We start from the raw sequence: 14360 nt of genomic DNA, 5'->3' as shown, positions 1-14360 counted from the left end.
TTGCGTTCTTACAAACGTTTCGAGATGACTATTACGGAATTATAATTATGAATATCCATATTGAAATTGTCATCAAATGTTCCCTTCTCTTTCTGTAAGCGCTTAGAATGCATGGTAAAATGAACGTATTCATATCAAATAGAAAGGGTGTACAACATGACAAATGTGAAAACAGTTGAAACCACCTGTGCCTATTGTGGAACAGGCTGCGGTTTGCTCGTTGAGGTAGAAGATAACCGAATCGTTAAAATCAAAGGGAATAAAAATGCACCGGTTAACGAAGGCCAAACGTGCATTAAGGGATCTTTAGGATATCACTACATTCATTCGGAAGATCGCCTGAAGAAGCCGTTGATCCGAAAAGAAGGAGTTTTGACAGAATCGACTTGGGATGAAACATTGACGTATATTGCTGAAAAATTAACTGACATTAAAACCACTTTTGGTCCTGATGCCTTCTCGATGTTTGCCTGTGCAAGAGCGACCAATGAAACGAATTACGTCACTCAAAAATTCACTCGTGCTGTAATGGGAACAAATAATATCGACGGCTGTAACAGGACTTGACACGCTCCATCCGTCGCCGGTCTGGCGACTGTATTTGGAAATGGTGCACCGACGAGTTCGATTATGGACGTTGAAAAATCCGATGTACTGCTGTTGATGGGGTCGAATACATCTGAAGCCCACCCGATTATTGCCAACCGAATGAAAAAAGCTGTTAAAAAAGGGTTGAAAATCATTGTTGTGGATCCTCGGAAAATTGCTATGACTAAATTTGCAGACCATCATTTGCAGATCAAAGTCGGTTCGGATATTGCCTTGATGAACGGTATGATGAAAGTCATGATTGATGAAGGCATATACAATAAATCATTTGTTGCAAAAAATGCAGTAAACTTCGACAGCCTATACGACCGAGTGAGTGAATACACACTTGAAAAAACAGCCTCCATCACTGGACTGAAACCAGAAGAGATCACTTCAGCAGCAAGAATGTTTGCCACTGCGGACCGTTCGATGATCGCTTATACACTTGGAATCACAGAACATCATTGCGGGGTAAATAATGTTTTTGATATCGCCAATCTTGTGTTATTGACCGGCCATATCGGACGTGAAGGAACAGGTATTATGCCGCTGAGAGGGCAAAATAATGTTCAAGGTGCTGGTGATATGGGCTGTTTGCCGAATATGCTCCCTGGAGCTGTGCCAGTTGATAATGAAGCGTTCCGCAATCAACTAGAAAGATCCTGGGGGGTCCCATTAAACCCGAATGTCGGCCAAACACAAACCGGTATGCTCGAGCGAATGGAAACCGGGGAGATGAAATCTCTGTATGTGATTGGAGAAAATCCAATTGTTGCTGATGTCCATCGGAATCACACTACTGAATTGTTTAAAAATCTTGATTTCCTGATCGTTCAAGATCTGTTTTTGACAGAAACAGCAGAACTTGCAGACGTTGTCCTTCCTGCAAAGGGCTGGGCTGAAGTCGAGGGAACTTATACAAACACAGATCGACGGGTTCAAAAGGTTAATCCTGCCGTTGAGGCGCCAGGTGAAGCATGGGACGATTGGGAAATTCTATCAAAGCTCGCAACACAAATGGACTACCCACTTCATTATAAACAATCAGAGGACATTTGGAATGAAGTACGTGAGGTTGCTCCGCATATGTTTGGTGGTATGAACTATAACAGGCTGACAAACGGGCAGACATTACAGTACCCTTGCCCTTCCGAAGACCATCCAGGTACGGCCCTGTTGCATCAGGAATTTCATCATGAGGGCAGAGAGCCTGCACCATTTACACCTGTTATATATACAGAACCAGTTGAATTACCCGATTCCGACTATCCATTGACATTGACTACTGGCAGACGTTACGAACCTTATAATACGAATACCCAAACCCGGTATTATCCGGATTCACTTAAACGGAAACATACCGAGGAAACGGTGGATATGCATCCGTCCGATGCAGAACGGATGAATATTTCTGAAGGTGAATATGTCACGGTTTCTTCAAGAAGAGGAGCTGTAAAAGTGAAAGCACGAATCACCGAAGAAGTTCAAGAGAAGCTCGTCTTTATGAGTTTTCATTGGAAAGAAGTACCAACGAACGTATTGACGATTAATGAATTTGATCCGATCTCCGGGACTGCAGAATACAAAGCGTGTGCAGTGAAAATAGAAAAATTGTAACGCCTCCATCATTAAAAGAGGCTGGGACAAAACCCAGTAAATAAAGAGGCCCACACCAAACGGTGTGGGTTTTCTGTATAGAAGGGTTGATTGTGCAAAAATACAATCGCTTGCCGCGGGCAAGGCTTCAGCTAACCGTCGGAAAACCACCGCCGGTGGATCTTCAGCTCTTGCTTTTCCCGCAGGCGTCTCATGTATTTTTGACAATCAACTGCATTGAAAGACCGTCAGGTCTTGATTTTTACATAAAAAAAGGATACCTTCGGATTAAGTTAGAACGACCAAGTCATAACAAAACCGGAGGTATCCTTATGTTTCTCGATTATAACATGAATCAGCTCGTTTTGCCGATGGATTTATCGCTTCAATTACAAAAAAATGATGTCGCTTTTGCAGTGAATGACCTGGTTGAATCGATACCTGAAGAAGCTTTTGAAGCTTTTTATAAAAGTCAGGGTCGCCCTTCTTATCATCCGAAAATGATGATGAAGGTGATTCTCTGTGCGTATACTCAATCGACTTTTTCTGGACGGAAAATTGAAGCCTTATTGCAGGACAGTATTCGAATGATGTGGCTGGCACAAGGACACGCGCCGACCTACCGGACGATCAATCGATTCAGAGTACATCCCGACGTTGAAGAGCTCTTACGTCAGTGTTTTGTGCAATTCAGAAGCCGACTGGTTCAGGAAGAAGCAATTGATAACGAAGCAATTTTTATTGATGGTACAAAGATCGAAGCCAACGCGAATAAATTCACGTTCGTATGGAAAAAATCCGTGCAACGGTATCATCATGATATCGTTACGAAATCAAATGCGATCTATGATGAACTGATTGAACAGGAAATCATTCCTGCGATTGAACTGGAAGATCAGGAAGCCTTAACGGATGATGAGCTGAATAAAGTTCATGAAGAGTTGGACCAGACCGTTCAGGATTACGACAAGCAAATCGAAGAGAATGATGATGCGAAGGAAAGAAAAAGACTGAGATCAGAGCGGAAAAAGCCGAAAGAAAAGCGTAAAAAATTTCAGGATTTCATCGAACGTAAAGCACGTTATGAGAAGGATCTCGCGATCCTGGGTGATCGTAACAGTTACTCGAAAACCGATCATGATGCCACGTTTATGAGAATGAAAGATGACTATATGAAAAATGGCCAACTGAAAGCCGGTTACAATCTCCAGATTGCAACGGAAGGACAATATACGCTCGCTTATGACATCTATCCAAATCCGACTGACACACGAACCCTGATTCCATTTCTGGATACCATCGAGAGACGGTACTTTTCACTGCCTGACTATATTGTTGGGGACGCCGGATACGGAAGCGAACAAAATTATGAGGATATTTTTTTGAACCGTCTATCAAGCACACCACTGATCACGTATAGTATGTACCGAAAAGAAAAGAAACGGTCATTCAAAACCGATCGCTACCATGTGATGAATTGGAATTACAATCAGGATCAAGACTATTTTCTCTGTCCAAACGGCAAAAAAGTCACCTTTCGCTATGTATCCAAACGAACCGATCGCGCAGGATTCGAACGAACATTCAAGGTCTATGAAAGTGAAGACTGCACGGGCTGTCCCTTACGGGCCAGTTGCACAAAAGCGAAAGAAGGCAAAAACCGTAAGGTTTATTACAATGAAAAATGGGAGCTGCAAAAAGAGCATATTCGTCAACTGCTTTTGGAAGAAGAAACTGGCGCGATTTATGGCAGACGTAAAGTCGATGTCGAACCAGTTTTTGGATTTCTGAAGGCCAATTTGCATTTCACCAGAATGTCGGTGAGAGGCAAAGACAAAGTGAAAAAAGAAATGGGTTTTGCACTCATGGCAGTGAACTTGAGAAAGTACACTGCGTTATACTGTTTTTTATATTTGTATCAACAGACAAAACGCTTCCGACTATCAATTTATGATAATCGGAAGCGTATTTTGATCATTCAAGGCTTTTTGTCCCAGCCTCTTTTACTTTCTTTATATTCGACTGAATTTATCTCAATCATTTTAAATTGATTTCACAACTTCAGGATTCGTCTTCAAAATAATACATCAACGCAAGCGCACCGGGACCTGTGTGGGTGCTAACAATGGGGGTCGTTTCGATAATTGAAACATCTGTAAAACCGGATAGTTCAGCCAAAGCGTCCCTCACCTGTTGCGCAAGCTGAACTGCTTCGATATGCGCAATTCCTATACCTTTGACGACTCTTCCCTCCGCCTCTTTCTGGTAGGTTTCCTTGAAAAATTTAACCAGTTGCGAATATGTACGAACTTTGGTGACTGGCGTATATACACCGTCATCAAGGGACGCAACAGGTTTAATTTTCAACAGAGAACCGACCAGGGCTCGACCACGGCCAATTCTTCCACCTTTCAATAAATAATCCAGTGTGTCGACCATTAAAAAAAGAGATGTATTCGTTTTGACTTTCTGTAATCGATCAACAATTTCATCAACTGAACTTCCCTTATTCGCCATGGCAGCCGCTTCCCTTATTTGGAAACCAAGAGCAACAGAAATAAATTCGGAATCAATCACTGTGACATTTGCATCCGACATCCCTGCAGCAGTCTGCGCTGACTGAAATGTTCCGCTCATGCCACTCGACATGTGGATCGAAAGAATATCAAATCCTTGTTCCGACAGATCTGAATACACGCTCAAAAAGTCGCCCGTGGCTGGCTGAGAACTTTGCGGAATATCCTTTGCATTAACGAGCATGGAAGCAAATTCGCTTGATGTAATATCCACACCATCTTTGTAGGAAGTCCCATCGATCGTAATAGTTAACGGGACGACTGTCACGCCAAGTTCTTTGATTTCTTCTGATGGAAGATCCGATGTTGAATCTGTTACAATTTTGACTTTATTCATGTTATCACTCCTTCCCTTCATGTCAAACATATACCTCTATCATACTACAAGATTCCCTTCTTGTTAAGAAACCGACTGTCGCTAAAAATAGCTAGGATTTCATGGTCTACCTGTGATAGAATGAAAAACGCTTGAACAACACTTGACCCGGAGGTGGAATCGTTGTCGAATCATTTCGATGCACCATTTATCGCTGTAGAAGGTCCAATCGGTGTGGGGAAAACATCCCTCGCCACCAAAATCGCAGAACACTACCAGTATGAATTATTAAAAGAGATCGTCGATGAGAACCCTTTTTTAAGTAAATTCTACGAAGATAACAATGAATGGAGCTTCCAAACGGAAATGTTTTTCCTTTGCAATCGTTTTAAACAACTTGAAGATACCAATGAAAAACTGCTCCAAAATGGTCAAGCTGTCGTCAGTGATTATCATATTTTTAAAAATCATCTGTTTGCTAAACAAACGCTCAAACAGCGCCATTTTGAAAAATACGATCGCATTTACAGTATACTGACAGATGGATTGCCTACACCTAATCTGATTGTATATTTAAATGCCAGCTTACCTACGCTGCTCGACCGGATTAAAAAACGCGGACGTTCTATGGAACAATCCATGGATCCGGATTATTTGGCTCAATTATCCTCAGATTATCAACAGTTTATGAAAGATCACCAAAGAGTCTACCCTCATGTTCCTGTGCTATCTTTTAATGGTGATGAGATTGACTTTGTCAAAAATACGGAAGATTTTAAGCGCATCACTGATTTAATTGATGATGCCTTGAAGACAAATACTAACCTCTTCTGAACATGAAATGGAGTTGTCCACAATGATTAACCCTGTAAATCATCAATTGAAATCGAATGCCTTGATTACATTAGCCGGAACAGTTGGTGCCGGTAAATCAAGCCTGACAAATGTTCTCTCAGAAGCTTTATCATTCAAGCCCGCTTTTGAAAAAGTCGATGGAAACCCATATCTTGAAGACTATTATCATGATTTCAAAAAATGGTCTTTTCATCTGCAAATGTACTTTCTTGCAGAACGATTTAAGCAACAAAAAAACATGCATGAAGAAAATACAGGATATGTGCAGGATCGCAGTATTTATGAGGACGTTGGCATCTTTGCAAAGTTACAATACGATCAGGGTAATATGTCTGATCGCGATTTTAATACGTATCACTCTCTATTTGAAGCCATGGTAATGAACCCTTACTTCCCTAAACCGGACGTTTTGATCTTCATCGATGGGAAATTTGAAAGTATTATCGACCGCATTCATAAGAGAGGCCGTGAAATGGAGATTAATACACCTGAATCATACTGGTTTGACCTCTACCAGCGCTACCAGCATTGGATTCACTCTTTTACGGAATGCCCTATTCTTCATCTGGATATCGATTATTACGACTGCCAAAACCAGAAATCAGTTGAGCAAATCGTCAAAGCATTGGAAACAATGATGGCCAATCCCGAAATCCGTTATTTGAATCTCTCTGAACATAAAGTCTGATGATCATAAAAAATCCGAACCGATTCCATTTCCGGTTCGGATTTTTATTTGTATTGGATTACCAAGACCATATTGCCGGAAGAAGTTGATCTTCAATTTCCTCTCCTTTGGGTTTATAAAATAATTGAACCAGTATAATCGCCTGGATATACATTGTTAATGTTAAATGGACGAATAATGGAAATCGAAAACCAAGTGGCCATTCGCTGTAAAGCACAAATGATTGCATTGCAATCAAAAGAAATAATGGAAATCCTAACCAGAATAACAAACTTGATTTTGAACCTTTCCACAAAGCAAACAACGGTAAAAAGACAATCAACATTAATAATGCGTGTACAAACATACCTGCGCTTGAAATCATGAAACTATTCTCAGAAAGAATGAATGCCGAGGAACTCATTGAATAATAGGGTTCAATAAATGGAAACATTAAATAATTCAACAAAAAATAAGTAGTAAATAACAAGACTGTTGCAGTTACAATTCTCATCACCCATTGAAGTGTTGTTCTGCTTTCAAAATAAGCTTTAAATGATTCCAATACAGGGGTATTCTCACGACCTGAATCCGGTAAAAGCAACGTAATCAAAATAGATAACACAACTGCCAGCAACAACGGGACAAACAGTGCTTCAGACCCTGCCAGCTCAGTTAGAAAAATTGCATGAATCAATCCTTGTGCACTCCAGATAAGCAGGAAAAAATAAAAGAACATCGAAATCAGTTTAGCCATAAGGGATAAATGCAATTTTGCAAACAGGATACTGACAAAGTAGACAGCAGCAGTAAAGCACAAAAATGTCATCCACGTCCAAAGGTCATTTTGAAATGCCACATAACCGATTCCAAAAGTATGGCAGTAGAAAAACGCAGTTGCTCCAGCAATTGCAGTGATAATTATACTGATTAGTATTCGCTTTATATCAACCCATTTGGTAAACATGAATCCTCACCTCATTTTCCAATGACATCCTATATCTTATTGTGCACTAAAATTAGCCGCTGAAGGTGTATATCTTATGAAAATATTGTGGACATTTAACGAACTTCACTGTTAATTTGCAGTGAAGTCCAATAGTTATCATTAATAACAGGAGGGAACATCCTCCGATCAGGATGTTCCCTCCTGTTTATTATTTAATTCAAGGCACTTCTACAGGATCATCAGGACTCCAATTCCTTTTCCCGCTCTCGTTCTTTTTTCTTTTTTCTTCTGAATACCAGGACAGACATATTGATACTGACCTCATAGAGAAACAATAATGGCACAATTACAAGAATATCAGAAACAAAGTCGGGTGGAGAAATCAGCACACTGACAACAATCAATGCAAAATAAGCATACTTTCGATTAGCACGCATTCCTTGTGGAGTAATCACACCAATACTTGTGAGAAACATGACCACCAATGGCATTTCAAACAAAATACTGAATGGTAATGTCATCCGAAGAATAAATTGGAAATATTTATCGGCAGTAAACATGGTTTGAAAAGTACCTGCACCTAATTCCAGAAGGAAACTTAAAACGATAGGCATTACGACAAAATAACCAAAAGCCAGTCCACCTGCAAACAATACGAAGGAAGCAGGTATGTATATGATTGTTGCTTTTTGTTCTTTTTTAGTTAAAGCCGGTTTCACAAACAACCAGATCTGAAGAATCAGCACTGGAACAGTCAAAGCAAGTGCTAAAACTGCAGCAAGCATAAAATAAATAATAATGATATCCAGTGGACCAAGAACTGCTAATGTCATCTCAAGATCCTTTGTGAACCAGTCATAGATATCTCTGACAAAAATAAAAATCCCTATAAAAAAGAGTAAAAAAGCTCCAACGACGATCATCAGACGTTTTCTTAATTCATCAAGATGATCCAATAGATTCATACTTTGATCCTGATCTGCCATAGCACGTCGCTCCTTCATTGCATTAAAGAGTAAAAAGATGTGACGTGCAAGCTGCACTTCACACCTTTTTCAAGTTCGTCTCATTAAAGTTGTGAATCGGATTTTTTTTCGCTTTCTTCAACTTCTTCTGTTTCTTCTTTTTTAGACGATTGTTTTGTTTCTTCATCATCTTCCGACGTAAGCTCTTTAGTCGAATTTTTGAATTCTTTTAAGGTCTGACCCATCGCTTTGCCGATTTCAGGCAATTTTTTCGGTCCAAAAATGATTAAGGCAATGACCAGAATCAAAATCAACCCGGGAATACCGATATTTGATAGCATAGTGTCCCTCCTCGTAACAGGCCGTTGAATCGACCTTCTACATACATTATAGTCATCTTTGACCAAGAAAACTACATGCACGACGTAATTATCATATAAAGTTCATATTTTAATTATCAAAGCTTTCTGGAACTTCTAAAAGGTCATCTACTGAAACGCCATCGCCGTAACCGATCCCATCTCCTTCCTTAACTACAGGATAATCTGAAGGTTTCAATGTATTTGTGCGATAATTCACAATATCCGAAGATTCCGATTCATTCCGAACTTCAACTTTACCATCAGTTGAAACTGAGTCCGTTAAATAAGTGTTTATATTTCCGATTTCGCGCACATACTCTGTCTGATAACGTTCAGGTTGATTATCCGCCCAGGATGCATGGTCAGGTTCTGAAAAAAACATAAATAAAAATGTTCCCCATACACTGATCATTAAGATACCTGCTGTCGCTATTGCAAATGCTGCTTTCATGTACAATTTACCTCCATTTTTCCTCTATATCCGCCAATAATGATATACTATAGTCACGAGTATTACAAGATGAATAAGCTAAGGAGAAGTTAATGTATATCATGATAATAAATACCCGGTCCGGAAGGCGGAAAAACATCCGCATTTATGAAAGGCTCAAAGCATCATGCAATTTTGAAGATATTCCATTTTACATGGATGACTCTTTAGCAATACTATGGGCTCAAATTAAGGAAACATGTACTCATTATCATGGACAAATTAAAGGAATCATTGTCATCGGAGGCGATGGAACAATCCACTCAGTCATTAATGAATTCATCGATCTTACTATTCCCTTTGGATTGATCCCAACCGGCTCCGGCAACGATCTTGCAAGAGGATTAAACATCTCCTCAAAACCAGTTGAAGCAATGAAAACAATTCTGAATAATGATGCAAAGTCAATTGACCTGATTAAAACCGGAGATCAGTTTACAGCCACCATCGTAAGTGTCGGTATTGATGCTTCAACAGCAATTCGCACTGGGGAATCGGGAATTAAACAATGGTTAAATCGAATGTTTTTAGGTAAATTTATTTATATCATAACTTTTTTCCAGGAAGTGAGGTCATTTAAACCTTTTAATTTGAAAATTGTCGACCACATGGGAACAATCAGAGAATACAAGAATGTTTGGCTCACAGCTTTTGGTAACACAAGCTATTATGGTGGAGGTATTCCTATTTGTCCCTCAGCGAAACCAGACGATGGGCAAATGAATGTTGTCGTTGTTCATGGAATCACATTAAAAAAATTGATCATTGCGGTTCCTTCGGTATTTATCAAGGCCCATACATCGATTTCGTTTGTCGATACGTTCAACAGTGATCAATTAACAGCGGAACCCGACCGGAACGTTGAATGGCAAGGTGATGGTGAAGCTTTAAAACATGGATCTGCCCAAACTGTTCAGATTATCGGTAAAAAAATACTCTTTTATAGTTGAAATGGGGACGCATAATACATGCACTTATGATCTGTATAGCGGTATTCGCAAATATGAAGTGTGCCTGTATCGTCAATAAAGATAATTGTACTGCAAACTGTACCATATTGATCAATATTAATTCTGATAGGTGACAGTTTTTTCTCGAGTGATTCATCGATTCCGGTATCAGGTAGATCTTTCAAGGGAGCTTCTGATGTGTCACCTAAAACGCTGAATCCTGTCTGGATCATTTCAAGCGCTGACCACTTGGGATCAACCTGTCTCATCAAAGATTTTAATCGCTCGGTTTTCGGCCATGGTTCGTTCAGGTCTCCATTACTTATCCCCTGTATCCCATCCGAGATTGCTATATTAGTTCGCATTCGGCTTGAAGTATGAAATAAACCAGTCCTGATGTTGCCAAAGATGAGATTGAAGCCGTTAAACTGTTCACGATCAGAGATACTGAACGATTCCATTTTGTTTTCCATGAACCTGTCAATTAACTGCCCTCTTGAGAGGGCGCTTTTTTTTTCGGTTAAACCTTCTCGTATATTGGTTACGACAGCAATGTCCCCCGTGTGAGGATGAACACCCAGCCAGCTTCCTCCTCTTTCAAGGTCTTTTCCACCGATATACCTGGGTTCTGACGGCCGGTAATAAATTTCTGTAGATGGCCTTTGATACAATTCATCCCGATTTGCCCATAAGACGAAAGGGAAACGTGAAGATTCATTAATTGAAAGCCCTATAATGCACACAAACCTCACCTCTTTTACAAAATTACTTGACTAGGTCTTCATCAAGGAACAGAATCCGATCATCCCGTTGAATCTGTCTGATTACTTCCTGAACAAAAAGTTTTGACGTGTTGCTGTGCATCAATACTGCAGCTCTGAGTTCATGATATTCCTGACTTGAAATTCTTTTTTCATATTGCCATCGTTCGAGTATAGGAATTCTCAACAGGTCCAATGACATATAAGCAATCTGATGGTCTTCCCCATCAATATTCAATTCTATCATTAATCCTCTGATTTCCGGGAAAATAAGACCATCATATTCCACATGTGTCCTGTATTGAATTGCCTCTGCATCGTATATCTCGGGATTTCGATTGGGCAGGGAAATAAAGTATGTCATTTCCTCGAAGGAGAAGTGAATAGATTCAATCTGAACAGATATCTGTTTTAATAATCGCTCGCATTTTTTCATAAGAACAATTTTTTGTGTCACCCTGCTCAGAACAATACTGATTATTAAGGCCAGCATGACGAGAATCAAACCATAAGGTATCATAGATCTTCCTCCCCCCGATCGTCTCCATAAATTGTTACACAATTTCTGCCACGATCTTTTGATCGATAAACTGCCTGATCAGCTTTATCAATCAGGTCATCCAGGCTATTCGAAACGCCAGGATAAGTACAAATTCCGATACTGGTTGAGAGATGTCCCAACGGTTGCTGTTCTGCTCCTTCAAATGGGTGGTTTGCAATGTCCTGTCTGATTGACTCCGCCAGGATATTTGCCTCTTTATCTCCTGTTCCGGGTAAAATCATTGCGAATTCTTCCCCACCAAACCTGACACATACACCTTGTATTGGCGTATGATCAGATAAGATACGCGCAACTTGAATCAGGATCTCATCGCCCATCAGATGACCATGTGTATCATTGAAAGACTTGAAATAATCCAAATCAATCATCAACACACTGATTGAAGTATTCTGTTTAACGGATCTTTCAAACAGCAGTGGAATTGCATCTTCCAAGTACCTTTTATTACGAAGTCCCGTTAAACCATCTGTCATCACGAGATCCTGCGTTTGTTCATAAAGCATGGCATTTTCAACAGCCATCGCCCCCTGCGTTGCGAGCGGCATGATGTTATCAAGATCTTCATATGTAAAAGATTTCCTATCTACGATATTATCAATCAGCATGATGCCAATCACTTTTCCTCTCGTCAACAAAGGGACTGCAGCCATTTCAGTGACGCCAAACTGACTTTTCATCATTCTCATCATGGAGCAGCTGTCATAGTGATCAGTTTCATTCAAAATCATAGGATCCCGCTTTTCAACAACGTGCTGCAATCCTTCACTTTTATCAGATAACTGAAGAAGGGTTTCCCTCACTTTTGCATTTAATGCCTGGTCATTTTCCTCGGCTTCTTTTTGCAGTTTTATAAAATCGCGCAAAGTCAGCCGCTGTGATACAACATTTTCCCAAATGACATGTCCTTCTTCAATGGATAAAGGACCAATGGCAGCTCTACCTGAAAATCGATCAGGATCAGATTCACTTCGAATAAAAATCATGGCACGGTTAAAACCCAAACCATACCCTGCAGTAACAGCAGTTAAAAAAATATGCATCAGTTTATGCTGTTGTAAAGTGCTTTGTAATGCCAGCGATACTTCTCGCAAGACATGCAGGTTTTTTGATTGACGATAAAAAAAGCTCCTCATGTTCCTTCTGCTCTTAGTCTGATGATTCATGTAATGAAACAAAGTGACTAGGATCAGCGTATAAAGAATATGAGTACCGTATAAAAAGAACGGATTATAAGTCAGATGGAAATCACCAATTGTAAAAATTGCAAAAAGAATAATCAGTGACAGTAAAGCACCCTTCCAGACGAATGACGAGATCAAGGCAAATGAAATCAAAAAGGAAGTCCAAATCAAAGATTCAAAACCGAGCCAGTAAGACAAACTGAGTGTAAACAAAAGATAATTTGCAATAAAAAGTAATCGGCCAAGCTTTTCTGGTAACAGAAAGCGTATGGCATGAATAAAAATGAAAATAAAAAATATGATGGATAATGCAATAAGAATCGACATGCCGCAGCCTCCTGAACAGTAATAAACAGTGATTCAAAATAAACAGATAGCGCAAACGTTTTCATCTACATCCATATTAGCATAACTTCTACGTCCTGAGGAGGATCTTTGTGTGTTAAAACTCCTTTGCATTGTGATGGTACATTCTTACTTGTATAATGAAGTGAGAATTACATCTTGAGAGAATAACATGAATGGGAGGCGTTATAAATGACCGACAACCAAAACAACAATGAACACGGTCAAGAGAGGGATATACAGGACATTCTAAGGTCGATCGGTGAACTCGGTACGAAAGAACAGGAAAAAGCAGGGGAAACACTCGAGAGTCTGAAAAGACCTGTCAATGACATGATGAAAGACCAGAATAATGACCTGCCGGATCAACTCGGAAAATTAAAGGAAGTCGTTGCAGACCTGGAACCGAATTACCTTCAACAAGGTAAATTTAAACAGTTTCTCAGTAAGATCACCCGGAAAAGTCCCCTCGAGAAATATGTACAACGCTATGAAACCATTGAGTCAGAAGTAGAAACTATTATTCAGGCTCTTCTTCACGGTAAAGACCGGCTGCAAGAAGACACCGTTATGATGTATCAGCTTAAAGATGTTGCAAAAGATCGTATCAGTGCACTGAACAGTCAAATCGAGTCCGGAAAAGAATTGCATACCATGCTTGAGCAAGAGTTGGAAAAACCTGAATGGCAAGATGATCCATCCCCAGTTCAAAAAGGCCAACAGAAAGTCCTGACCAGGGTTAAGAATATGCAACAGACTGTTCTCGTTCTCCAGCAGTCTCTTGCCAGTGTAGACATCATTGTCGAAAACAACGAAAAACTTGAGGAAGCGATCTTTAACGCGATCACGATGACCAAAAATATCATTACAGTATCCGCATCGATTCAATTATCATTGAGCAACCAGCGAAGAGTCATCGATGCTGTGCAAAATGTTAACAAGTCAACCGAAAATATGCTGTTGAAAAATGCTGAAATGCTGAAATCGAACACCGAAGAAACCTTGAAAACACTTGAAGAACCTGCCATCGCAATGGAATCATTCAGAAAAGCATATGAAGATGTATATGCTGCGATTCAGATGACAGAAGAATCAAATACACGCATTATCGAATCCAGTAAAAAATTCATCACTGAAATGGATGAATTAAATAAAGAAATGGATCAAAAGCTGCTTAATTAATTCATATTTTAT

Annotated in this window: 14 protein-coding genes; 6 read left to right on the top strand and 8 right to left on the bottom strand. The window is 39.8% G+C overall.

What is annotated here, in order from left to right; all coding sequences use genetic code 11:
- Positions 1–156: 156 nt before the first annotated feature.
- Together fdhF and BBEV_RS07535 are read left to right on the top strand one after the other, a co-directional pair.
- Positions 157–2208 carry a formate dehydrogenase subunit alpha gene (fdhF, locus tag BBEV_RS07540; RefSeq protein ID WP_232318278.1) on the top strand — a complete coding sequence of 684 codons (2052 nt, stop codon included), beginning with the start codon at positions 157–159 and terminating at the stop codon, positions 2206–2208.
- 311 nt (positions 2209–2519) lie between these two features.
- Positions 2520–4238 carry an IS1182 family transposase gene (locus BBEV_RS07535; protein WP_232318307.1) on the top strand — a complete coding sequence of 573 codons (1719 nt, stop codon included), beginning with the start codon at positions 2520–2522 and terminating at the stop codon, positions 4236–4238.
- 10 nt (positions 4239–4248) lie between these two features.
- Here BBEV_RS07535 and BBEV_RS07530 read toward each other — a convergent pair whose 3' ends face one another.
- Entirely contained in the window at positions 4249–5100 is an 852-nt protein-coding gene (locus BBEV_RS07530) for a DegV family protein (protein ID WP_069364909.1), read from the bottom strand.
- A gap of 162 nt (positions 5101–5262) precedes the next feature.
- On the opposite strand from BBEV_RS07530, the gene BBEV_RS07525 reads away from it, so the two are divergent.
- Positions 5263–5913: a deoxynucleoside kinase gene (locus BBEV_RS07525; protein ID WP_069364908.1), complete on the top strand. Its 651-nt coding sequence runs from the start codon at positions 5263–5265 to the stop codon at positions 5911–5913.
- Positions 5914–5935: 22 nt separating this feature from the next.
- Positions 5936–6622 carry a deoxynucleoside kinase gene (locus tag BBEV_RS07520; RefSeq protein WP_069364907.1) on the top strand — a complete coding sequence of 229 codons (687 nt, stop codon included), beginning with the start codon at positions 5936–5938 and terminating at the stop codon, positions 6620–6622.
- Between the two features lie 58 nt (positions 6623–6680).
- Here the strand turns inward: BBEV_RS07520 and BBEV_RS07515 are convergent, their stop codons facing one another.
- The 4 genes from BBEV_RS07515 to BBEV_RS07500 form a co-directional block, all read right to left on the bottom strand.
- Positions 6681–7568: a hypothetical protein gene (locus BBEV_RS07515; RefSeq protein ID WP_069364906.1), complete on the bottom strand. Its 888-nt coding sequence runs from the start codon at positions 7566–7568 to the stop codon at positions 6681–6683.
- A gap of 221 nt (positions 7569–7789) precedes the next feature.
- A complete protein-coding gene (gene tatC / locus BBEV_RS07510) occupies positions 7790–8536 on the bottom strand; it encodes a twin-arginine translocase subunit TatC (protein ID WP_069364905.1) in 747 nt (248 codons plus the stop codon).
- A gap of 83 nt (positions 8537–8619) precedes the next feature.
- The gene (locus BBEV_RS07505; RefSeq protein ID WP_069364904.1) at positions 8620–8856 is read right to left on the bottom strand and encodes a TatA/E family twin arginine-targeting protein translocase; all 237 of its coding nucleotides are present in this window, start codon (positions 8854–8856) and stop codon (positions 8620–8622) included.
- A gap of 109 nt (positions 8857–8965) precedes the next feature.
- Positions 8966–9328 carry a hypothetical protein gene (locus BBEV_RS07500; RefSeq protein WP_069364903.1) on the bottom strand — a complete coding sequence of 121 codons (363 nt, stop codon included), beginning with the start codon at positions 9326–9328 and terminating at the stop codon, positions 8966–8968.
- 92 nt (positions 9329–9420) lie between these two features.
- On the opposite strand from BBEV_RS07500, the gene BBEV_RS07495 reads away from it, so the two are divergent.
- Positions 9421–10317, top strand: a complete 897-nt coding sequence (locus tag BBEV_RS07495) for a diacylglycerol/lipid kinase family protein (protein WP_069364902.1) — start codon at positions 9421–9423, stop codon at positions 10315–10317.
- Here the strand turns inward: BBEV_RS07495 and BBEV_RS07490 are convergent.
- The 3 genes from BBEV_RS07490 to BBEV_RS07480 are packed head-to-tail and all read right to left on the bottom strand — an operon-like array spanning position 10308 to position 13148.
- Positions 10308–11060: an NRDE family protein gene (locus BBEV_RS07490; protein ID WP_069364901.1), complete on the bottom strand. Its 753-nt coding sequence runs from the start codon at positions 11058–11060 to the stop codon at positions 10308–10310. The two genes, BBEV_RS07495 and BBEV_RS07490, sit on opposite strands and share 10 nt — an antisense overlap.
- A gap of 22 nt (positions 11061–11082) precedes the next feature.
- Positions 11083–11598: a hypothetical protein gene (locus BBEV_RS07485; RefSeq protein WP_069364900.1), complete on the bottom strand. Its 516-nt coding sequence runs from the start codon at positions 11596–11598 to the stop codon at positions 11083–11085.
- Positions 11595–13148 (bottom strand): GGDEF domain-containing protein, encoded by a 1554-nt coding sequence (locus tag BBEV_RS07480; RefSeq protein ID WP_069364899.1) that lies wholly within the window; start codon positions 13146–13148, stop codon positions 11595–11597. The genes BBEV_RS07485 and BBEV_RS07480 overlap by 4 nt, the downstream gene beginning before the upstream one ends.
- 210 nt (positions 13149–13358) lie before the next feature.
- Here BBEV_RS07480 and BBEV_RS07475 point away from each other — a divergent pair, with 210 nt between their 5' ends.
- Entirely contained in the window at positions 13359–14348 is a 990-nt protein-coding gene (locus BBEV_RS07475; RefSeq protein WP_069364898.1) for a toxic anion resistance protein, read from the top strand.
- Positions 14349–14360 lie beyond the last annotated feature (12 nt).

The organism is Salisediminibacterium beveridgei (assembly GCF_001721685.1).
GTDB lineage: Bacteria > Bacillota > Bacilli > Bacillales > Salisediminibacteriaceae > Salisediminibacterium > Salisediminibacterium beveridgei.
This window is presented reverse-complemented; position numbering and strand designations above follow the sequence as displayed.